This window comes from Aquisalimonas sp. APHAB1-3, from assembly GCF_048323695.1.
In the GTDB taxonomy this organism is placed as follows: Bacteria; Pseudomonadota; Gammaproteobacteria; order Nitrococcales; family Aquisalimonadaceae; genus Aquisalimonas.
The window spans coordinates 859826-880630 of record NZ_JBLWFT010000001.1; the positions used below are offsets into that span (position 1 = coordinate 859826).

21 protein-coding genes and 1 riboswitch are annotated in these 20805 nt (G+C 67.2%); of the genes, 12 read left to right on the forward strand and 9 right to left on the reverse strand.

From position 1 onward, the window contains the following. Positions 1-18: 18 nt before the first annotated feature. Genes ACNSTU_RS04035 through ACNSTU_RS04060 form a run of 6 tightly spaced genes read left to right on the forward strand, consistent with a single transcriptional unit; the run spans position 19 to position 5337 of the window. On the forward strand, positions 19-480 hold the full coding sequence (locus ACNSTU_RS04035; RefSeq protein ID WP_290637099.1) for a Na+/H+ antiporter subunit E: 462 nt from the start codon (positions 19-21) through the stop codon (positions 478-480). Beyond that, positions 473-772 (forward strand): monovalent cation/H+ antiporter complex subunit F, encoded by a 300-nt coding sequence (locus tag ACNSTU_RS04040; RefSeq protein ID WP_290637098.1) that lies wholly within the window; start codon positions 473-475, stop codon positions 770-772. Before ACNSTU_RS04035 ends, ACNSTU_RS04040 begins: the two co-directional genes overlap by 8 nt. Then, positions 769-1068, forward strand: a complete 300-nt coding sequence (gene mnhG / locus ACNSTU_RS04045) for a monovalent cation/H(+) antiporter subunit G (RefSeq protein WP_290637097.1) — start codon at positions 769-771, stop codon at positions 1066-1068. The genes ACNSTU_RS04040 and mnhG overlap by 4 nt, the downstream gene beginning before the upstream one ends. Then, entirely contained in the window at positions 1068-2006 is a 939-nt protein-coding gene (locus tag ACNSTU_RS04050; protein WP_290637096.1) for a Na(+)/H(+) antiporter subunit B, read from the forward strand. Before mnhG ends, ACNSTU_RS04050 begins: the two co-directional genes overlap by 1 nt. 2 nt (positions 2007-2008) lie before the next feature. Beyond that, the gene (locus tag ACNSTU_RS04055; RefSeq protein WP_290634926.1) at positions 2009-2302 is read left to right on the forward strand and encodes a cation:proton antiporter subunit C; all 294 of its coding nucleotides are present in this window, start codon (positions 2009-2011) and stop codon (positions 2300-2302) included. Continuing rightward, positions 2299-5337, forward strand: a complete 3039-nt coding sequence (locus tag ACNSTU_RS04060; protein WP_418212105.1) for a proton-conducting transporter membrane subunit — start codon at positions 2299-2301, stop codon at positions 5335-5337. Before ACNSTU_RS04055 ends, ACNSTU_RS04060 begins: the two co-directional genes overlap by 4 nt. Before the next feature lie 47 nt (positions 5338-5384). Here the strand turns inward: ACNSTU_RS04060 and ACNSTU_RS04065 are convergent, their stop codons facing one another. Next, entirely contained in the window at positions 5385-5939 is a 555-nt protein-coding gene (locus ACNSTU_RS04065) for a cupin domain-containing protein (protein ID WP_290635389.1), read from the reverse strand. 26 nt (positions 5940-5965) lie between these two features. Further along, a complete protein-coding gene (locus ACNSTU_RS04070; RefSeq protein ID WP_290635387.1) occupies positions 5966-6313 on the reverse strand; it encodes a hypothetical protein in 348 nt (115 codons plus the stop codon). Positions 6314-6468: 155 nt separating this feature from the next. Here ACNSTU_RS04070 and ACNSTU_RS04075 point away from each other — a divergent pair, with 155 nt between their 5' ends. Next, positions 6469-7164: a winged helix-turn-helix transcriptional regulator gene (locus ACNSTU_RS04075; protein WP_290635385.1), complete on the forward strand. Its 696-nt coding sequence runs from the start codon at positions 6469-6471 to the stop codon at positions 7162-7164. Positions 7165-7178: 14 nt separating this feature from the next. Here the strand turns inward: ACNSTU_RS04075 and ACNSTU_RS04080 are convergent, their stop codons facing one another. The 3 genes from ACNSTU_RS04080 to ACNSTU_RS04090 all read right to left on the reverse strand — a co-directional run bounded on the left by ACNSTU_RS04080 (position 7179) and on the right by ACNSTU_RS04090 (position 10084). Then, complete coding sequence (locus ACNSTU_RS04080) at positions 7179-8156, reverse strand: NAD(P)H-dependent flavin oxidoreductase (protein ID WP_290635383.1); 978 nt, start codon at positions 8154-8156, stop codon at positions 7179-7181. Between the two features lie 174 nt (positions 8157-8330). Further along, positions 8331-8915, reverse strand: a complete 585-nt coding sequence (locus tag ACNSTU_RS04085; protein ID WP_290635381.1) for a cytochrome c — start codon at positions 8913-8915, stop codon at positions 8331-8333. 14 nt (positions 8916-8929) lie between these two features. Then, positions 8930-10084: a porin gene (locus tag ACNSTU_RS04090; RefSeq protein WP_290635379.1), complete on the reverse strand. Its 1155-nt coding sequence runs from the start codon at positions 10082-10084 to the stop codon at positions 8930-8932. A gap of 212 nt (positions 10085-10296) precedes the next feature. Beyond that, positions 10297-10550: riboswitch (cobalamin riboswitch) on the reverse strand. 120 nt (positions 10551-10670) lie between these two features. Between ACNSTU_RS04090 and ACNSTU_RS04095 the strand changes: the two genes are divergently transcribed. Further along, positions 10671-11603, forward strand: a complete 933-nt coding sequence (locus tag ACNSTU_RS04095) for an alpha/beta fold hydrolase (protein ID WP_290635377.1) — start codon at positions 10671-10673, stop codon at positions 11601-11603. Between the two features lie 46 nt (positions 11604-11649). Further along, the gene (locus tag ACNSTU_RS04100) at positions 11650-12663 is read left to right on the forward strand and encodes a zinc-dependent alcohol dehydrogenase family protein (RefSeq protein WP_290635375.1); all 1014 of its coding nucleotides are present in this window, start codon (positions 11650-11652) and stop codon (positions 12661-12663) included. 19 nt (positions 12664-12682) lie between these two features. Here the strand turns inward: ACNSTU_RS04100 and ACNSTU_RS04105 are convergent, their stop codons facing one another. Next, the gene (locus ACNSTU_RS04105) at positions 12683-13714 is read right to left on the reverse strand and encodes a GlxA family transcriptional regulator (RefSeq protein ID WP_418212106.1); all 1032 of its coding nucleotides are present in this window, start codon (positions 13712-13714) and stop codon (positions 12683-12685) included. 136 nt (positions 13715-13850) lie between these two features. On the opposite strand from ACNSTU_RS04105, the gene ACNSTU_RS04110 reads away from it, so the two are divergent. Together ACNSTU_RS04110 and ftsH are read left to right on the forward strand one after the other, a co-directional pair. Beyond that, entirely contained in the window at positions 13851-15290 is a 1440-nt protein-coding gene (locus ACNSTU_RS04110) for an FAD-binding oxidoreductase (protein ID WP_418212107.1), read from the forward strand. Between the two features lie 69 nt (positions 15291-15359). Next, complete coding sequence (gene ftsH, locus ACNSTU_RS04115; RefSeq protein ID WP_418212108.1) at positions 15360-17243, forward strand: ATP-dependent zinc metalloprotease FtsH; 1884 nt, start codon at positions 15360-15362, stop codon at positions 17241-17243. Here the strand turns inward: ftsH and ACNSTU_RS04120 are convergent. The 3 genes from ACNSTU_RS04120 to ACNSTU_RS04130 all read right to left on the reverse strand — a co-directional run bounded on the left by ACNSTU_RS04120 (position 17226) and on the right by ACNSTU_RS04130 (position 19804). After that, positions 17226-18170 (reverse strand): diacylglycerol/lipid kinase family protein, encoded by a 945-nt coding sequence (locus ACNSTU_RS04120; RefSeq protein WP_290631230.1) that lies wholly within the window; start codon positions 18168-18170, stop codon positions 17226-17228. The genes ftsH and ACNSTU_RS04120 overlap by 18 nt on opposite strands. 112 nt (positions 18171-18282) lie before the next feature. Beyond that, entirely contained in the window at positions 18283-18852 is a 570-nt protein-coding gene (locus ACNSTU_RS04125) for a GNAT family N-acetyltransferase (protein WP_290631232.1), read from the reverse strand. 31 nt (positions 18853-18883) lie between these two features. Continuing rightward, a complete protein-coding gene (locus tag ACNSTU_RS04130) occupies positions 18884-19804 on the reverse strand; it encodes a LysR family transcriptional regulator (RefSeq protein WP_418212109.1) in 921 nt (306 codons plus the stop codon). 105 nt (positions 19805-19909) lie between these two features. On the opposite strand from ACNSTU_RS04130, the gene ACNSTU_RS04135 reads away from it, so the two are divergent. After that, positions 19910-20785: an NmrA family NAD(P)-binding protein gene (locus ACNSTU_RS04135; RefSeq protein ID WP_418212110.1), complete on the forward strand. Its 876-nt coding sequence runs from the start codon at positions 19910-19912 to the stop codon at positions 20783-20785. Positions 20786-20805 lie beyond the last annotated feature (20 nt).

The window sequence follows — 20805 nt, forward strand, 5'->3', positions numbered from 1 at the left end:
CGCGGTTCCGGCCTCGCATTGCGCCTGGCCTTCTACGCTCTGATCTGGTTGCTGCTGACGCGGGGTGACCCCGGGTCCTGGCTCTGGGGCTTGCCGGCCATTGCCGTGGCGGCGCTGTTCAACCCCTTCGAACCGAGTCATCGGTGGCGCCTCAGCCCCGCAGGATTGCTGCGGTTCTCGTGGCTGTTTCTGCAGCTGTCGGTCCAGGGCGCACTGGACACGGCCTGGCGCACGCTGAATCCGCGCCAACGGCTCACTCCGGCACTGGTTGATTACGTCTGGCGCCTGCCGCCGAACGGCGGCCGCATCTTCCTCGCGAACATCATCAATCTCATGCCGGGCACGTTGTGCGTGCGCATTACGGACGACGCCATGACCATGCACACCATTGGTGACTCCCGCTTGGCCGTCGCCAACGTCAGCCGGCTGGAGAGCGTCATCGCGGGGATGCTGCAGCAACAGGTGGATGCCGATGAATGAGCTGTTCCTGATCCTGGCCGTAGTGCTCCTGCTGAACACCACGGTCGGCCTTGTCCGCATTCTCAGCGGGCCACATCCCGCCGACCGCATGCTGGCCGCGGAGATGTTCTCCACCTCCGCGGTGGTGATCATGCTGCTGCTGGCCTTTGCCACCGACCGGCCACCACTGGTCGACGTGGCGCTGGTCTTCGCCCTGCTCTCGGCACTGGCGGTGGTGACCTTCGTCAGCCGGGCCTGGTCGGCACTGAAGCCCACCACCGACACGGACGACCACGACGGGGGGAACCGATGACCGTGGTTGGCGTAATCGGGGCGGCGCTGGTCGTCGCCGGGGTGCCCTTTTTTCTGTTCGGCACGCTCGGCCTGCTGCGTCTACCGGACACCTACAGCCGCCTGCACGCACTGGCCAAGGGCGACAACGTCGGCCTCGGGCTGGTCTGTCTCGGCCTCGGGCTGCAGTCCGGCAGCGTGCTGGTCACGCTGAAGCTGCTGATGATCTGGGTTCTCATGCTGATCGCATCAGCCACGGGGGCCGGGCTCATCGCGCGCACGGCACTCGCTCGCGGCGTCAAACCCCACGGCCTGTAATGGACTGGCTGGCGCACACCTTCGACGGGCTCCTGGGGCTGGCGCTGCTCTGGCTGGCGTGGCAGGCCATGCATGCGCCGGGCCTGTTCCGTTCCGTCGTGAGTTACATGGTGTTCGGGCTGGTCATGGCGCTGATCTGGGTGCGCCTGGAGGCTCCGGACATCGCCCTCGCAGAAGCGGCCATCGGCGCTGGCGCCACGGGTGCGCTGCTGCTGTCAGCGCTGGCGCGCCTGAAGGATGGTTCCGATGCAGGGCGGCTGCACTGGCGCCATCCCGCCGAGCTCGTGTTCTGGCTGCCGTTTGCTGCTGTCACGGCACTGGTGCTCGGCCTGACGGCCTGGCAGCTCCCGGCTCCGGGCCTGGGAGTGGACGTGGCACGGACACTGGGGCAGTCCGGTGTCGACAACCCGGTGACCGCGGTACTCCTGAACTTCCGCTCGTTCGACACGTTGCTGGAGATCGGCGTGCTGCTGGTCGGTGTGGTGGCAATCTGGTCTCTTGGCCCGGCACCCAGCCCCATCGTCCCGAAGATGCCGTCACCGGCCCTCCCGGCCCTGGGGCGTGCACTGTTTCCGGTATTCGTGCTCGCCGCCACCTATCTGCTCTGGCGGGGCAGCCACGCCCCCGGCGGTGCGTTCCAGGCCGGGGCCGTCATGGGCGCGGGGGGCATACTCATGGTGCTCGCCGGCGCACGACCCTGGCTGACCGGCGAAGAACAGGGACCCTGGCGCTGGCTGCTCTCACTTGGCCTGGTCGCCATGCTGGCGGTGGCCGTCGCCATGGCCGCCCTGGCTGGCACCTTTTTCGCCTATCCGCCCGCACTGGCCGCCCCCTTGATCCTCGCTCTCGAGATCAGTGCAGCGCTGTCCATCGCGCTGCTCATGTTTGCGGTCTACCTCTGTGGTCGCCCGCCGGATCACTGGGAGGCCGAGGACTGACCATGTTCTATGCGATCCTCGCCTGCGCACTGTTCGTCCTTGGGCTCCACGGCCTGTTTGCATCCACGCACATGCTGCGCAAACTGCTGTCGCTGAACGTCCTGACCTCCGCGGTGTTTCTGCTGCTGGTGACCGTCGCGGACCTCACAGATCCGGTGGACCCGGTTCCTCACGCCATTGTGCTGACCGGCCTCGTGGTTACCGTGAGCACCACGGCAGTGGCCCTGGCCCTGTTGATTCGCCTCTCGCCCGGCGGCTCGGACACCGCCCGCGGCCGCCCGGAGGGTGATCAATGACCACCGTCGAGTGGGCCATGGTGGTACTCGCCTGTCTGCCCCTGGCCGCGGCCGTTGGCGCGTTCATTGCGCCGCGCTTCGGCGCGGCACTGGGCGTGGGCAGCGGTTGCATCACGCTGCTCGCGGCGCTGGTGCTCGCCGTCAGCGTGATGGTGGACGGCACCGTGCAGCACGAGCTCGCCGGATGGGGAGCGCCGCTTGGGATCGTGTGGGTCGTCGACGGGCTGGCCGCGCTGATGCTGCTACTGTCCACGGGTATCGGCACCATCGCCGCGGTCTTCCGTCGCGTGGAAGACGAACGGGCACCTTTGTTCTGGCCGTTATGGCTGTTCCTGCTGGCGGGGATCAATGCACTGTTCCTGTCAGCCGACCTGTTCAACCTGTTCGTGGCGCTGGAATTCCTGACGCTCGCCGCCGTCGGGCTGATCGCCCTTGCCGGAGAGGATGCGCTGGGGGCAGCGTGGCGTTATCTGCTCGCCATGGTGCTGGGCTCATCGATCTACTTGATGGGTGTCGCCCTGTTCTATGGGCAATACGGCGTGCTCGATCTGGAACTCCTGGGCGCGCAGATCGCCGTGGAGCCGGCGACGGCCGTCGCAGTCGCCTTCGTCACCGTAGGACTGCTACTCAAGAGCGCCGTGTTCCCGCTTCACTTCTGGTTGCCGAAAGCGCACGGCCGCGCGCCCACGGTGGTCAGCGCCGCCCTGTCGGCCGTGGTCGTTGCGGCGTCCTACTACCTGCTGATTCGTCTGTGGTTCGGGCCGTTGTCCGATTTTCTTGAAACCGGTGCGGCCTCGCTGTTGGGTATTCTTGGTGCCGGCGCGGTCATCTGGGGTGGTACGCAGGCGCTTCTGCAGCGTCGCCTCAAGATGCTCATTGCCTACTCCACGGTGTCGCAGGTGGGATTCGGCATGCTGGTCTTCCCGCTGGCGGCAACGGCCTCCGGCGACCTTGCGTGGAACGGTGCCGTGCTGCTCATGGTCGCGCACAGTCTTGCCAAGGCGGCGCTTTTTCTTGGTGCGGGCTGCGTGATCAAGGCGCGCGGCAGCGATGCCATGGCAGGGCTCGGCACGCCCCAGTCGGGGCTGCGGATCGCATGGATTGCCATGGCCGTGGCATCTGCCTCACTGATCGGCCTGCCCCCAACGGGTGGGTTCACCGGTAAACTCTGGTTGCTGCAGGCCGCCATCGTCGAACAGGCCTGGGTCTGGATCGCGGTGATCCTGGCAGGCACCCTGCTCACGGCCACCTACCTGTTCCGCATGATCGACGTGGCGGTTCGCCCCCGTAGCGCTGTCGAGCGTGAGGCCGCGAAGCCTCCGCTGGCGCTGGCCTGCACGGCGCTATTGCTCGCTCTGGGCGCGGTGGCTGCCGGTATTGCGTGGCCGCTCGCGCTCACGTCTCCGGACACAGTGATGGCCAGTGTCACCGGCGACACTGCGGCCATGACGCTCTTCGTGGCCGGCCTCACCGCCCCCTTGCTTTGCATGCTGGCAACACTGCACCGTCGCGCCCTGGCATGGGCGCTGCCCCTGGCCCCGGTGCCTGCCCTGCTGAGCGCTTTGCTCACCCCCGACGCCGTTCAGATCGCAAGCGTCGGCATGGACGCCGTCACCCGGCTGTTCCTGGTCGCGGCATCCTTGCTCTGGGGCGTCGCGGGCTGGTTCGCTGTGTACACGGGTGACAGGCCGGGCCGTCACCCGGTGTTCGCATTGGCATGGCTGGGCGCGCTTGCCGGCAACCTGACGCTGATCCACGCGCAGGATCTGCTGACGTTCTACGTGGGCATGGCGGCCATGACGTTCGCCTCCTACGGGCTGATCGTCCACTCCCGACAGCAGCAGGCCCGCGCCGCGGGGCGGGTCTATCTGGCGATGATGATGCTGGGTGAGGTGGCCATGATGATGGCCGTCGCGATCCTCATGGCGCACACGCCCGGAGGTGTTCTCCCCGACTTCTCGGCACCGATGACGGTCATTCCGCTGGCAGCGGGGCTGCTGGCCTTCGGCTTCGCCATGAAGCTCGGCGTATTCGGGTTGCACGCGTGGCTGCCTCTGGCTCACCCGGTGGCACCCGTTGCGGCGAGCGCAGTGCTCAGCGGGGTCATGATCAAGGCGGGAGCGCTTGGTTGGTGGCGCATCAGCGAGCCCGTGGCCGGTCAGCTGCCGGAACCCGGGCTGATGCTTGTTCTGCTGGGCCTGGTCACGGCCCTGTACGGTGCAGCGCGAGGAACGGCGGCGCGGCGCGCGAAAACGGTGCTGGCCTGGTCGAGTGTCAGTCAGATGGGCCTGTTGGTGATCATGGCCGGCATCGCGCTGACGCATGCAGAGGCGGCGCCAACCGCCTACACGGCGATGGCGATCCTCGTCATGCACCACGGGCTCAACAAGGGCGCACTGTTCCTGGGCACAGGCATTCTCGACGCCGCCGGCGGACAGGCGCGACGACTGGTGTGGGGCGGGTTGTGGCTACCCGCTCTGGCACTCGCCGGGGCACCGCTGACCAGCGGCGCACTCAGCAAGGCAGCACTGGATGCAGCAACGGAACTCAGCGCGCTGACGCACTGGTTGTCTCCATCGCTCTACGTCGCCGCCATCGCCACGACCCTGCTGATGCTTCGGTTTCTCTGGTGTACACGGATCACGGAGCCTGCGCACGGCAAAGACCAACCATGGGCGCCGGTGCTGCTGTGGCTGACACTGGTTCTCGCCGCCACGCTACTGCCGTGGTCGTGGTTCCGTGGTGAGGACGTTTCCCATGACGCCTGGACCGTGCCGGGCCTCATCGGTGCGACGTGGCCAATACTGCTCGGCCTCGGCATCGCCGCCCTGGTGCTGAAGGGGCACCGACCGCGGCAGCCCCGCCCCCCGCTCCCGGACCTGATGGCGCGTCTGAGCCCGTCCAGCTGGACAACCCCTGCCGTGCTTGGCCTCTCCAGTCTCGAGCGCGAAATGCAGCAGTGGTCGGTCGTCGGGCGCCTGATCTTCATGATCACTGCACTGTTCCTGGCCGTAATGCTGATGCCGCTTCTCTAGCCACGGCCGGGCACGGCAAGAGCGAGACCGTACCCGGCCGCTTCACTTCACATGCCGTTGCGCTCAATGCCGCACTCCTCGTCCAGAGCGACACCCTCGTCATGGTCCACATGGATGGTCAGCGGGCCCTCGGCGGGGGCGCCGATCAGCACGGCCATGACCACGGTCTCTTCATCGTCGCTGGGGTTGTACGAGGTGTGGACGGTATCCCCCGGATCCACCACCACGTCACCGGGCCCGTACGCACGGGGTTCACAGTCCTCCGCGAACACGAACACGAACTCACCCTCCGTGATGTTCACCAGCACCGTTCCGGGATGGGTGTGCCAGGGGAACACGGCTCCCGGCTGGATGGTGAAGCGGACCACTGTCACGTGGGACGCATCGCCATGGGTGACACGCTGCTCCGGCAGGCCGTCCAGCTGCTGGGTGATCTCGATGGAGACGTCACTGCGGAACGCGTTTCGCTCCATGAGCGGTTCCGCGGCGATGGGCTCCGGTTCAGCCTGTGCGATGCCGGCGGTCAGCAGCGCGGTCAACCCCAGCGCTGTGGCGACGGCCCACGGCCGTCGGGCGTTCTTCTTCGGTTCAAGGTAACGCATCTCCGTTCCTCCTCTGTCAGGTGGCGTCAGCGGCGCACGCCGTGGACCGGGCCGTAGCCCTGGGCAAAGGTGTGCCAGGCGGCCGCGCCGCTGGGCTCGCGGTAATAGGACGTGCCCTCTTCAACACGCACGTCGAAGGCGTCGCCGAGCAACGCCTGCAGCCGCTCCCGGCGTGCCGCCCAGCCGGTCCCCGAGGCCACGTCGAGGATGCGCATGTCCGCTGCGGGACGGAGGCGGTTGATGGTGTGTTCGATGGCATCGAGGATGCCGCGGCTGATCTCGTCATATGCCGCGCCGCCACTGGACCAGACCGCCGACGGGCCGGCGTTGTGGGGGCGGATCGCGCCAGTCTCGGGATGTGCTGCTATGTTCATGGCATACCTCCTTGATCGATGCTCCGGACGCTTGGGCGCGCCACAGAGCCAGCATCAGGAAACCGCCCGCGCCCCGCCAGTTCAGAAACTGAACCGGACGGCGATGCCGGCGCGCATGCAGACTGAACATGCACTGCTAAAGAGGAGGGATGACCATGTCCACGCAACAGGGTTACGGGCAGTTCTGTCCCGTCGCCAAGGCGTCGGAGATTCTTGCCACGCGCTGGACGCCGCTGATCATGCGGGAGTTCATCAGCGGCTCATCCGGCTTCAACGAGATCCACCGGGGTGTGCCGCTCATGTCGCGCCCACTCCTCGCTCAGCGTCTGCGGGAGCTCATGCGTGCCGGCGTGATCGTCCACGATGGTCGCGGGGCCTACCGGCTCACCGAGCGCGGCGAGTCCCTGGCGCCGATCATCATCGCCATGGGGCTGTGGGGGCGGCAGTGGGTGGAGAGCGCACCGGACGGGCCCGACTGGGACGCGGGCGTGTTGATGTGGGACATGCGGCGGCGCATCGACACCGCCAGCCTGCCACCTGGCCGGACCGTGCTCCAGTTCGATTACAGCGATGCGCCCCGGGAGATGTCCCGGTGGTGGCTGTTGATCGAGGATGACGATGTGGACCTGTGCCAGTCAGACCCCGGCTTCGAAGTAGACCTCTACATTGCCAGCACCGTGCGGGTCATGGGGCGTGTCTGGATCGGGCAGCGCGCGCTGCTGCCCGCGATGGAGAGCGGCGAGATCCGCGCCCACGGTCGCATCAACCTGGAACGCAGTATCTCCCGCTGGCTCATGCTGTCGGTCATCGCCGAGGAGGCAATGAAGCAATCCCGCTTGACGGCACACTGAGTGCGCGGACGGCCTCAATCGCTGAGCATGCCCGCCAGACGCTGGCGGATCAGGTCCTCGGACTCGGCCATGGTGCGGTCGATGAGCTCCTTCACCGTGGGGATGTCATGAATCAGCCCGGCAACCATGCCACAGGACCATGCGCCGGCTTCCATCTCGCCCTCTTTCATGATGCGTGGATAGACGCCGGCGACCTCATCAATGATGTCCTCGAACTTGAGGTCGGCACCCAGGCGTTTCTCCTTCTCCAGCAGCCGCTCTACGGCGTCGTTGGTGAGCACACGCTCGGTGTTGCGCAGCGGCCGCATGACCAGTCGCGTGTCCAGCTCGCTGGCGGCAACGATGGCCTGTTTGACGTTGTCGTGCACCGGCGCTTCCTTGGTGGCGATGAAGCGCGTGCCCATGTTCATGCCCTCGGCGCCCATGGCCAGCGCCGCCGTCAGCGACCGGCCATTGGCCATGCCGCCGGAGGCCACGAACGGGATCGTGAGCTCCTCGGCCGCACGCGGCAGCAGGATGAAGTTCGGCACATCGTCTTCGCCCGGATGGCCGCCGCACTCGAAGCCGTCAACGCTTGCCGCGTCGCAGCCGATGGACTCGGCCTTCAGGGCGTGCCGCACGGAGGTGCACTTGTGAATGACCTTAACGCCGGCTTCCTGCAGCGCCGGCAGCACCTGCTGCGGGTTGTTGCCCGCCGTCTCCACCACTTTGACGCCACCATCGATGATGGCCTTGATGTAGCCGGGATAATCCGGGGTGTTCACGGACGGCAGAAACGTCACGTTCACACCGAAGGGCTTGTCGGTCATCTCGCGGCAGCGGCGGATCTCCTCGGCCAGCGCCTCGGGGCTGGGCTGGGTCAGCGCCGTGATGATGCCCAGGCCGCCCGCGTTGGAGACCGCCGCGGCGAGTTCCGCGTAGCCGACGTGGTGCATGCCGCCCTGGATGATCGGGTGCTGAATGCCAAACAGTTCGGTGATCTTTGTCTTCATAAGTCCTCTAACGCGGTTTTCCGGCACGAGCCCACGGGCTGCCGGCACTGAATGGTGCGACCGGAGCGTCGCGCGCGTCGCTGCGCGCAACGGGAGATGGTAGCAGCCTAGGCGCCGGACATCGCCACGACAAATGCATGGTTTCTATTCAATCGCATTCAACTCATGCATGTTTCAGCGACGGCGGAAGGTGTCATGGCAGGCAAGACACTGGTGCCGCACGCCGTTCAGCACTTCCGTAGCACGCGGCTCCCAGGCGTCGTTCTCATCGGCCGGGGACTGGGGCATTGCCCGCTGCAGATCGCGCGTCTGTGCGGCGAAGTTGTCCACGTGCTCCTGGAACTGCTCCTGCTCCTCCCAGATACGCGCCAATGCGCCGGGTTCGTCCTCCCCGGTGGGCGTCTCCCGGTCGAACAGCGCGGGGATATCCTGAGCGTGGCGCTCCAGGCCCTCGGCCAGCCTGGCGATGGTCTCCGGATCCACGGGGGCGTCATAGCGCAGCGCCATCTCCAGGGAGCGGTAGTAGCCCGAGAGCAGCTGCATACGGTGGCGGCGGTGGCCCACGTAGGCGGCATCGGCATCCACGGCGTCCGGGTCCTCCATGGCCTCGCTGTAATCCCCCCAGGGGCCGGGCATGCGGATCTCCACTTCCTCCGGATCGCTCACGGAGTGCCCATCGGCCAGCAGCGCCGGCGTGGCGGCGAACAGAATCGATACGGCGAGCCGCGGGACCAGCGGTGTGCGTTGTGCTGTTGTCATGTCGGCTCTCCCTGTCAGAAATGCACCTGGTGCTGGACGTGGGCCTGCCAGTCCGAGGGCTGGTCGCCGCCCCGGGTGCGGATCGCGAACACCTGCGTCTTCCAGGCATGGCGATCGTGGAAGGCCGTCCAGCCGGCGGACCATTCCCGCTGACCGCCGCGCTCCGGCGCATCCGGCCGGTCGTCGTTGACGTCCCGCCGCAGCACCGAACGGCGCAACGCGATTTCCTGATCCACGACGGGCAGCGCCATCGCCAGTTCCGCCTCCCAGCCCTGGTCGTCGTAGCCGTTGCCCTCGTCCGGGCTGACGCGGCGCTGGAACGCGGCGGCCGTCCCGGTGACCGGGCCGAGGCTGGCGGCGACGTCGACGGTGCCCGTGGCCCAGTCGGCGCGCTGATCCTCGGTGTCGACGTCACTATCCAGCGTCCAGTCACGCAGGTGGTTGTCGGCGGCGGCCATGCCGCCCACCCCGAAGGACAGCGCCGCGGGCTGACGGGTATTGCCCAGGGTGGACGTGTGCGACGGCACGGCGCCCACCGGCGCAAACGCGGCCCGGGTGGTCACGAGACCGCCGTCCGTGGAGGGTCGGTCATCGCCACGCCTGTCCAGACGACCGCGACCATCGAAGACGTTAACGCTGGCCTCCCAGCGTCCGTCTGCGGCACTGCCCAGCAGCCCCACCCCGGTGTCCCGCCCTTGGGGAATCTGGAAGTTGTTGGCCGCCACACCGATCTCGGTGAAGGTGCGATTGGGCCCGCCAACGGACCGCGACAGGGCAAACGGCGCGGTGTACTGCCCCATGCGCAGCCCCCAGCTCTCACCGAGGGCATACTGCAGCCACAGGTCGCGCACGGAGGCGCTGCCGCCCACGTCCGTCTGCATGCGGAACGTGAGGCCGTAACCGGGGAGTTCGCCCCGGATATCCAGCCACGCGCGACGCAGCGAGGTCTCCGCTCGATGATCACCGTCGTCGCGCCGATCGTACTCCAGACGCGGCTGCAGCAACCCGCCGAAGCTCAGGCTGCCGGCGTCGCCATCACTGCCCAGGGGAATCTCCCCGGCGCCGGCCGCGGTCACGCCGCAGGCGAGCATGGCGGACACGACGGCACCGCTCACGGTGGCGGTCGACCGCCTGCGGCGCGGCAGTTCATTACTGGATAATCCGGTCATGGCCGGCCACCCGGCATACGCCGGTCGTGAATTCTTCTCGCGCATCATGGCCCTCACTGGCTTTGTTGGAATCGATCTTGTTGTAAGCGCAGGGAGACCCAGCCGTGGCTGGACAGGCCGTATGGCCCACAGGCAAGTGGTCGGGCAATGCAATTCCAGACGCGGCGAACGGGCCGGAACGACCTCACCCGAACCGCCCAACTCCCGTGGCGCGTTCGGTACACATCCGAGGCCGGTCTCCGGGCTTGCGGCGGCAGAACCTGCCAGCACATCCACGCCCTTCCCGGGCCCGTGAAGCCCAGTGGGTGGCGCCTGCCGGGAGCAAGCGCCGGGTGGACGGCATGAAACCGCTTACCGTTGCGGGAGCAGCGCCGGACTTGTCGCGCCTGTATGGCGACGCACCGGCTTCCCGATTATCCCCGGCCACCAGGCTGGCGGCCGAAGCACCTCAGAAGCGGTAGACGGTATCGAACCGGGGTGGGAGGGTCAAACCAACACAAATGACAAGATTTCTTTCCCAATCTATTGCGGGCGAATTCCTGACGGCCTATAGTCGGTCACGGTAGCCAAGCAAACGGACCGAATCATGGATCAGCCCCTCTACCACGTCCGCGATGAAACGCAGGATGCCGACGGCCCCACCACGATCACCCTCCGCACGCCCCGCGGCCACACTGTTGCGCTGCGGGTGTTCGAGGCGGAGACACCGCGCGCGGTGGTGATCATCGCCGGAGCCATGGGTGTGAGCCAACGCGCCTACGAGCGCTTCGCCCGCTTCCTCTGCGAGCACGGCCTGACCGCCATCACCTTCGACTACTTCGGCATCGGCGCCTCCCTGACCGGCCGCCTGCGCGACTGCAACGTCCAGGTCACGGACTGGGCCACCGAGGACTGCGAGGCTGCGGTGCAGTTCGCCCTCGCCCGCTATCCCGGCACTCCGCTGACATGGCTCGGCCACAGCGTGGGCGGTCAGATCCTGGGCATGATCCCCAGCGCCAACCGCCTGGACCAGGCCGTCACCATTGCCTGCGGCAGCGGCTACTGGCGTTGGAACGCCACGCCGACCCGCCGCCGCGTGCTGGCGCTGTGGTATGGAATCGCACCCGTGACCCTGGCCGCCCTGGGCTACTTCCCCGGCAACCGGCTCGGCATTGTCGGGGACCTGCCCGGCGGCGTGATGCGTCAGTGGCGGCGCTGGTGCCTGCACCCCGATTACGCCGTCGGCGCCGAAGGCAAGGCGATGGCCGACCAGTTCGACCGCCTGCGCGTGCCAATCACCGCGCTCACGTTCACGGACGACGAAATGATGTCGCGCAAGGGCATCCAGGCCATGCACGCGTTCTACCCCAACGCACCGGTGCGGATGGTCGCGATCCGGCCGTCGGACATTGGCGAGGACAAGGTCGGCCATCTGGGCTGGTCCCGAGAGCGCTACCGCGACTCGATCTGGGCCGGCCAACTGCTGCCGCTGCTGGACCCAACCACCGAACCGGTCCGGGCATCAGCGCCGGCCCCGTGAATCTCTGCTAATCTGAAAACGCTGTGCGAACCTCTGGATACGGTTCATGACGCGCCATCAGACCATGCAGGCCATGCGCCTCCACTCGGCGGGAGACCCGCTCCGTCAGGAGCACGTCCCGGTGCCTGAACCAGGACCAGGCCAGGTGCAGTTGCGCGTCCTTGCCTGCGGCGTCTGCCGCACGGATCTTCACGTGGTCGATGGTGAACTGCCTGATCCCCGCCTGCCCGTCATCCCGGGCCACGAGATCGTCGGCGAAGTGACCGACACAGGCGACGGGGTCACTGCCTTCAGCCCCGGCGACCAGGTCGGAGTGCCCTGGCTGGGCTGGACCTGCGGCAAGTGCGAGGCCTGTACAGCGGGGCGGGAGAACCTCTGTGGCAACGCGCGATTCACCGGCTACACCCTGGACGGCGGTTACGCCGAGTACACGGTGGCCGATGCCCGCTACTGCTTCCCTGTCTCCGGCTACGCACCCGCCGATGCCGCACCACTGTTGTGCGCCGGACTCATCGGCTACCGCTCCTGGCGTATCGCCGGCGGCGCGGAGCCACGGCGCCTTGGTATCTATGGCTTTGGCGCGGCGGCACACATCCTGGCGCAACTGGCGGTGTCGCGCGGCCAGCAGATCTATGCGTTCACCCGCCCCGGTGACGAGCAGGCGCAAGGATTCGCGCGCCGGCTGGGCGCGACCTGGGCGGGCGGCTCGGACGACGAGCCGCCGGAGCGGCTGGATGCGGCCATCCTCTTCGCGCCCATCGGCAGCCTGGTACCGCGCGCCCTGGAGCACGTCCGACCGGGTGGTCGGGTCGTGAGTGGCGGCATTCACATGTCGGACATCCCGTCGTTCCCGTACCGGCTGCTCTGGGAGGAGCGCAGCATCCACTCGGTCGCCAACCTCACCCGCCAGGACGGCACCGAGTTCCTGGCGCTGGCGCCGGAGGTCCCCATCCGCACCGAGATCACCACGTACCCGCTGGAACGCGCAAACGAGGCCCTGGCCGACCTCCGCGAGGGCCGCCTGACGGGAGCCGCCGTACTGGTTCCGCCCGCCGCGTAAACGGCGTCATGGGGTCTTTTCAGACACCTCCGGGCGCCGCAAGGCGGCTGAACTTGCGTCGATACGCCGAGGGCGTCATACCGGTCTTGCGCCGAAAAAGACGGCGGAAGGACGTTGGGTCTTCGTAACCCACCGCATGCCCGACCTCATCCACGGGCAATGTGGCGGCCTCCAGTTGCCGCTTGGCGTCCTCGATGCGCAGGGCGTGAACGTAGGCCATGGGCCGATAACCGGTCGCCGCCCGAAACCGTCGTGCGAAGGTCCGCGGTTTGAGCCCTGCGCGCTCGCTCATGCAGGTCACCGGGTTTGCGCAGTCCAGGTTGTCGGCGATCCATGCCTGGCTGTCGGCGATCACCGCATCAGCTGTTTGCGGCTGCACCACGGTCACCGCATAGGGCAGCTGTCCCTCCGCGTGCTCGGTGAACAGAAACACCTTGGCTGTCTGCAGCGCCTGTTCACGGCCCGCGAACCGTGCAATCAGGTACATGGCCAGTTCCTGCCAGGCACTGACCGCGCCGGCTGTAACGATGCGCTCGCCTTCTTCGGAAAGACAGAGCACCAGATCATCGCGGAGCCTCACGCGGGGATAATGACGGCGGATCAGCTCCCGATAGCACCAGTGGCCGGCCGCCTCGCGGCCGTCCAGTAAACCCGCTTCTGCGAGAATCAGCGAGCCGGAACACACCGACGTGAGAAGTGCACCGTCGGCATGGATGCGTCTGAGCCACTCGATCTCGGCGCCGTAGCGTCCATGGGGCGGCTCATGCACTGGCTGATACATGTCGCAGACCACGACGCAGTCAGTGGACGCCACGTCGGCCAGCGCACAGTCGGGTTCGATCATCATCCCCAGACCGCAGCGAAACGGCGTCGCGGCCACGGCAACCACGTTCACATCGAACAGTGGCCGACCAGGCTTGCCGGTGGTGATCTCCGGGTAAATGGCGCCGGCGGTGCCAAGCACGTCAACCAGGCCATACAGTACCGACGGCGACGTCTCCGGCGCCGCCAGAAGAGAGATGTGAAGCGGTGGCTGGTCAGGCGCATGCATCGAATGACCCCGCCAGTGTCTGTTTTGCCCTGCTTGTGGTGGCTTTGCCTCTTACGGCAGACCGATTCGCTTCCTAGGATCTATAGCACAGTGGCAGAACCTCTTCGGTCGGGCGGCAACGCCCAGGAGGCACGACATGAACACGGCACGGATCGACTCTCAGGACCTCATCGACGGAGCCATGGCCCCACTGTTCGAGACCCTGCAGGCGAGCTTCCGCGGCCAGCTGCTGCAGCCCGGGGATGCAGACTACGACACCGTGCGGCAGATCTGGAACGGCATGTACGACAAGCGGCCGGCCCTGATTGCGCACTGCGCCGGCACCGCGGACGTGATTGCGGCCGTCAATTTCGCCCGCGATAGCGGTATGGTCACGGCCGTGCGCGGCGGCGGCCACAACTCCGCCGGCACGGGCTCCTGCGACGGTGGTCTCATGATCGACCTGTCCGCAATGCGGGCGGTTCACGTTGACCCGCTTGCGCGACGTGCCCGGGTGCAGGGTGGCGCCACCTGGGGCGATTTCGACCGTGAGGCCCAGGTCTACGGGCTTGCGACGCCCGGCGGCCTGATTTCGGACACGGGCGTGGGCGGGCTGACACTGGCCGGTGGCATGGGCTGGCTGCGGGGAAAGCACGGGCTGTCCCTGGACAACCTGGCGTCGGTGGAGATCGTCACCGCCGACGGCGTGCCGCGCACCGCCAGCGAGCACGAGAATCCGGAGCTGTTCTGGGGCGTGCGCGGCGGCGGCGGCAACTTCGGCGTGGTCACGTCATTCGAGTTCCAGCTCCACCCGGTCGGCCCCACGGTCATGCTGATCATGACCCTCTACCGGGCCTCGGATGCGGCCCGGGTGATGCGTGGCTGGCGGGATTTCGTGCAGACCGCCCCCGACGCGTTTCGGGGCTCCATGGTGGAAATATCCACCGTGGGTGAAGACCCGGACCTGCCGGAGTCCACGTGGGGCCAACCCGTCATCGCTGTGGGCGGTGTGTGGGCGGACGACGCGGCCGAAGGCGAACGCAGGCTGCAGCCCCTGCGCACGCTGGCCGCTCCCCTGGCGGACATGTCCGGCCCCATGCCCTACTGCGAGATACAGCAGATCTTCGACGCGCAGGCCCCCAGGGGCGTCTACCGCGCGTACTACAAGTCGCTGCTGCTGAATGAGCTCGACGACTCAGCCATCGATTCCATCACCGCGCGGGCACAGGAGCGGCCATCCCCCACTTCACTGTGCTCCGTCTGGGACCTGGGCGGTGCGGTCAAACGCATCCCCGCCGATGCCACCGCGTTCGGCGCCCGGGACATGAACTGGATGCTCAGCATCGACATGCTCTGGGAGAACGCAGCCGACGATGAGCGCAATATCAACTGGGCGCGAGACTTCTGGGACGAGATGAATCAGCACTCGAGCGGCCGTGCCTACCTCAACTTTGCCGGCCTTGCGGATGAGGCCGCTACCCAGGCGCGGGCCAACCACGACGCCACCCACTATCAGCGCCTGGCCGCGCTGAAGGCAGCCTACGACCCGGGAAACCTGTTTCAACTGAACCAGAACATCAAACCAGGCAGCGACTGACCGCCTTCGCTCGGCGAGGAATCCTCCTACACTGTATAGAGGAACCCGTGCCCTGTCGGAATTGCGTCCATGCCCAAGCTGCCCAAGCCTCGTATTCCCGAGCAGTATGGCTGGCTGCTGTTTGCGCTTGCCTTGCTGATCGTCTTGCTGATGCTCTCCACTGGCGTGCCAACAGAGCAGCGGCACGACATCCCGTACAGCACATTCAAGACCCTGACCCGGGACGGAGTAGTGCTTGAGGTCACCATGCGGGGCCATCAGGTCGAGGGGCAACTGAGCGAGCAGCGCAGCATCGGCCCGGACGGTGAGCGCGGCGAACTATTTGCCACCCGGATCCCCGCCAGTGGCGATGACGGCCTGCTCCCGCTGCTGGAGCAGCAGCGGGTCAGCGTGCAGGTCAAGCCCGACACCGACGGCGCGGGGCTGACCCGACTGCTGTTCTTCGTCCCCTGGCTGTTCCTGATCCTGCTGTTCTTCCTGCTCTTCCGCAGAACCGCCGGAGGTGCCGGGGGCAGTGGCCCCGGCGGCCTGGGCGATTTTCTCAACAAGGGGATTCACCTGCAGGCGAACGTGCCGAAGGTGCGCTTCGACGACGTGGCAGGGCACACCAACGCCAAGCGGGAAGTCACGGAGCTCGTTGAGTTCATGCGCGATCCGCAACGCTATCGCAAGCTGGGGGCGGACGTGCCCCACGGGGTTCTGCTGATGGGGCCGCCGGGCACAGGCAAGACGCTGCTGGCCCGGGCACTGGCCGGCGAGGCGGGTGTGCCCTTCTTCTCCATCTCGGCCTCGGAGTTCATCGAGGTGTACGTGGGGGTCGGCGCCTCGCGCGTGCGGCGGCTGTTCGAAGCAGCCAAGAAGGCAGCACCGGCGATCATCTTCATCGACGAGCTCGACAGCGTGGGCCGCACCCGGGGCGCGGGCGTGGGCGGTGGCCACGACGAGCGCGAACAGACGCTGAACCAGATCCTGGCGGAGATGGATGGTTTCGAGTCCAGCGATGCCGTCATCGTCCTGGCCGCCACCAACCGCCCGGACGTCCTGGACCCGGCCCTGCTCCGCCCCGGCCGCTTCGACCGGCACGTCACGCTGGACCTGCCCGACCGCCAGGAGCGGGAAGCCATTCTTGCGGTGCATACCAGCAGGGTCCCGCTCGCGGACGACGCCGACCTAGCCAGGATCAGCGCGGGGACACCCGGCTTTTCGGGGGCGGACCTGCGCAACCTGGTCAACGAGGCTGCCATGGCCGCCGCGCGCGAAGACGCCGAGCAGGTGGCCATGAAACACTTCGAAGAGTGCCGTGACCGCCTACTGCTGGGTACCGCCCGTACCCTGGCCATTCACCCGGAAGAGCGGCACCGGCTGGCCGTCCACGAGTGCGGGCACACGGTGGTTGCATACCACGCCCCGGACGCGGACCCCCTCTACAAGGTCTCCATCATTCCCCGCGGACGCTCCCTCGGCGGCACACAGCAGTTGTCGGAACACGAACGGCAGACACTCACCGAAGACTACCTCCACGGGCGCCTGGCGGTTCTGCTGGGCGGCCGGGCGGCGGAGCGCGTGGTCCTTGGCAACGTGAGCTCCGGCGCGGATGACGACATTCGCCAGGCAACCTCGCTGGCCCGCGCGATGGTCGGGCGCTGGGGCATGTCACCCGACCTGGGGCCGGTGGATTTGCGGGACAGCGACGACCAACCCTTCCTCGGCCGTGAGATGGCGCTGCACCGCCACCACTCGGAGCATGCCGCACGGCAGGTGGACGAGGCCGTGCACGCACTCTTGAAGGAAGCGGAAGGGCGCGCCGAGGCCATCATCACGAAGCACCGGGCCGCCTTCGACCGTCTGGTACAGGATCTGGAACAACAGGAGACCCTGGACCGGGAAGCGATCGAGCAGTGCCTGACCGACGAGCCGGCAGCAACCGGGGCATCGTCAATCATGACGCGGTGACACCCCCACCCCACCGGCGCAGGGAGCACCCAGAACTGCCAGCGACCGGGGCAGCAGCCGCACCTCGATACGCACAGCATGGCTGGCGACCCACTCGCCGTCACTGTGCACCATGGCGCCTTCCGCGCACGTGATGGAAAGGTGGGTGGTTCGCTCCAGCGCCACCTCGGGGTGGCGGCCGTGGCTGCCTTTCACTGCCGACAGCAGGATCCGCAAAATCCGCCGCACCGGCATGGCATCGGCTAGACACACATGCAGCCAGCCATCATCCATGCGGGCCTGTGGTAGCAGCTGGAAACCGCCGCCGCACCAACGGCCCTTGCCCACCACCACCAGGAACAGCCTTTGGCTGATGCAGCCTGAATCGCTGGTGAAAGTCATGTGCTGCGAGTGATACGTGAACAGGCCACGCAAAGCAGCGACCAGATAGCTGGAGAAACCCTTGAGAAGGCCGGCATGGGAAGCGGTCGCGGCCACCACACCGGGGTAGCCGACACCAAGCCCCACAAGGAAACGGTGGCGCGAGCGCTCACCATCGGCGTGCAAGACCACCACCTCACCCACATCACAGAGGCCGGCGGTTGCCGTGTTGAAGAATGCCACCGCCTTCGCGACCTCCTGCGGGGTTTCGAGCATCCGCGCGAAATCGTTGCCCGAGCCGCTCGGCAGCACACCAAGCGCTGCCTCGCCTCCCGCCAGGGCACTGCCAATCTCACTCACCGTGCCATCGCCGCCCACCGCCACCACGATCCGCCCGCGGTCACTCCGGCGCTCCTCCGCCCAGCGTCGGGCGTCACCAGGCTGACGCGTGATGAGCACTTCGGCCCCGGGCGCCTGCGCGCGGATCTTCCGCAACAGGGGATATCCCCTGCGGGCCTCGCGGCCTCCGCCGGCGGCCGGGTTGACGATAAAACTCAGGCGACGCACGGATTCTCGGGAGCAATCCGTCCATCAGCGCAAACTCGTCCGACGTCAGTTACCCCAGGGTGTAATGCGCCAAACACGCCACTGCCTCCTTCCGGCCCTTCCGGGCCCCGAATCAAACCCTGCGCCGCATCAGCAGCACGTTCTTTCCCAGACGGGTCACGGCTTGAAACCCTTCTCTGGCGTACAGCGCGACCGAGCCCGTGTGCGGAGGCTGGCCAGTGTAAGCAATATCCAGCGGAAACGCCTCTACCACGCCGCCTCCGCGCGCCTCGATGCGCGCTAGCGCTGCTCGCAGGGCCACGACCGACAACCCCTGCCGCCGCCGTTGCTTGTCCACAAACAAACAAGTAATGCGCCATTGCGGGCGTTCCCAGGCCGGGAGCTCAAGCTTTCCGTAGGCTCGGCCACGGTCAATTCGGGGAAACGCCTGCGGTGGCCCGAACTGGCACCATGCCAAGGGGCATCCTGCGTCATAAACCAGGATGCCGTGCCCCCGCCCGTCACGCGCCAGGCCTTCGTGGAAACTCCGACGCGACTCCTTCGTCATGTTGTCGAACTCGGCGGACGCACACCGGAAATAGGTGCACCAGCACCCGCCCCGTACCCCCTTGTGCTTTCCAAAGAGCGCCTGAAAATCGGCCCACGTCTCCGTCGACAGGTCTCTGACTTCCACGCCCGACATGGCTCCATCCCGTTCCTGCCACAACACAACTCTAGTCGATAACGCCAGGCAGCAGGCCGGTGCTGGCCGCTGCAACGATCGCTTCCCGTAACCAGACGTGGCGCGGATCGGTCTGGTGCCGGGCGTGCCAGAGCAGGCTCATGGTGAACCCGCCGACGTCCAGCGGCGGTGGCACCTCCACAAATCGCCCCATCCCCGCGGCTGTTCGCGCAAGGCTCGCCGGGAGCGTCATCACCTGATCCGAGTGGGCCGCGATCTCCACCGCCGCAAGGAAGCTCGGCACGCGCACGTGCACCCGCCGCTTGCGCCCCATTCGGGCGAGCGCCGCGTCGACGGGGGCCTCGCCCTCCCCGGTCACGCTCACGACGATATGTCCCAGTTCCAGATAGCGATCCAGAGTGAGTTCCCTGTTCGCCGCCGGGTGCTCGGAGCGCATCAGCGTGACCAGGCTGTCGTTGTACAGCCGGCGCCGGTGGATTCCCGCCGGCGCCTCCTCGATCACGCCGACCACTGCATCGACGGCATCCCGTTCCAGGGCGTCCAGGGGCGCCGGGCCCACGGGGGCCACATCAAGGTCGAGATTGGGCGCCTCCGCGGCAAGGCGGGCAAGCAGAGGCGGCGCAAGCACGGCGGTCTCGAGATCCAGCATCAACAAGCGCACCGTGCCGGTGGCTGTCGCCGGGTCAAAGGGGGTTGCCTCCAGCAGCGTGCCGACCTGGATCAGCGCGCCCCGGAGGCTCGGCCGGAGCGCATCGGCGCGGGCCGTGAGAACGTAGCCCTGCCGCGTCTCCACCAGCAGCCTGTCACCGAAGAGCTTGCGCAGACGGCCCAGAGCACGGCTCACGGCGGGCTGACTCATGCCGAGGCGGGCCGAGGCGCGCGTCACGCTCCGCTCCTCCAGCAGCGCCTCCAGCACCACCAGCAGATTCAGGTCGACTCCACGTAATTCCACTTCATGCATAGTCACAATATTACGCATGCATTGGCCGAATGGAATACTGCGCTGCATGCTTTCCCTGCAACACAACGAACACGCAACCAATCGGAGGACAGAGCGATGAACGTGGTCTTTGGAGCAAACGGCAGGGCCGGAGGCGAAACCGCACGTGCACTGATCGAGCGTGGCGCCCCGGTCAAGGTGGTGGTCCGTCGTCCCGAACAGGGCGAACGCTGGCGTGCGAAAGGTGCCCATGTCGCCGTCGCGGACCTGTACGACACCGACCAGGTCGCGCGAGCACTGCAAGGGGCGACGGCCGCGTTTCTGCTGAGCCCGCCACCTCTGGCCGGCGATCCCTTCTCGCAGGCTACGCAGCTTGGCGAGGCCCTTGCCGAGGCGGTCGGGCGGGCGGAGCTTGCCAGGGTTGTGGTGCAGTCGTCCGTGGGCGCTCAGCACGACGCCGGCACGGGCGTCATCGCTACACTGCACACGCTTGAGAAAGCGCTGGCAGGCACCGCGCCCGCCATCGCCTTTCTGCGCTGTGGCTACTTCGTGGAGACCTGGTCGGAAGTGGCCGAGGCCGCCATCTCGGAGGGCGTTCTGCCCTCGTTCCTGGATGTCGACCAGAGAATCCCCATGGTCAGCACCATGGACATCGGAGTGGCCGCGGCCCGCCTCCTGACCGAGGAGTGGCAGGGCGAGCGCATCGTCGAGCTCAGCGGCCCGCGGGACTGGAGCGCACGAGACGTGGCGACCGCCTTCGCGAACGTTCTCGGGCACCCGGTGGAGCCGGTGTTGATCCCGCCGGAACAGCGCCACGGCATCCTCACCGACGAAGGGGTAGCGCCGGAAGTCGCCTCGGCCCTGCTTGGCATGTACGACGGCCTCGCCAGCGGCCGGGTCACCCGTGAACAAGGCACGGCGAACTGGCGTGGCTCCACGCCCCTGCAAACCGCGGTCAAGCGCATCGTCGCGGCAGTGCATGCTGCGGCGTGAGACGCCATTCACGACTGAAG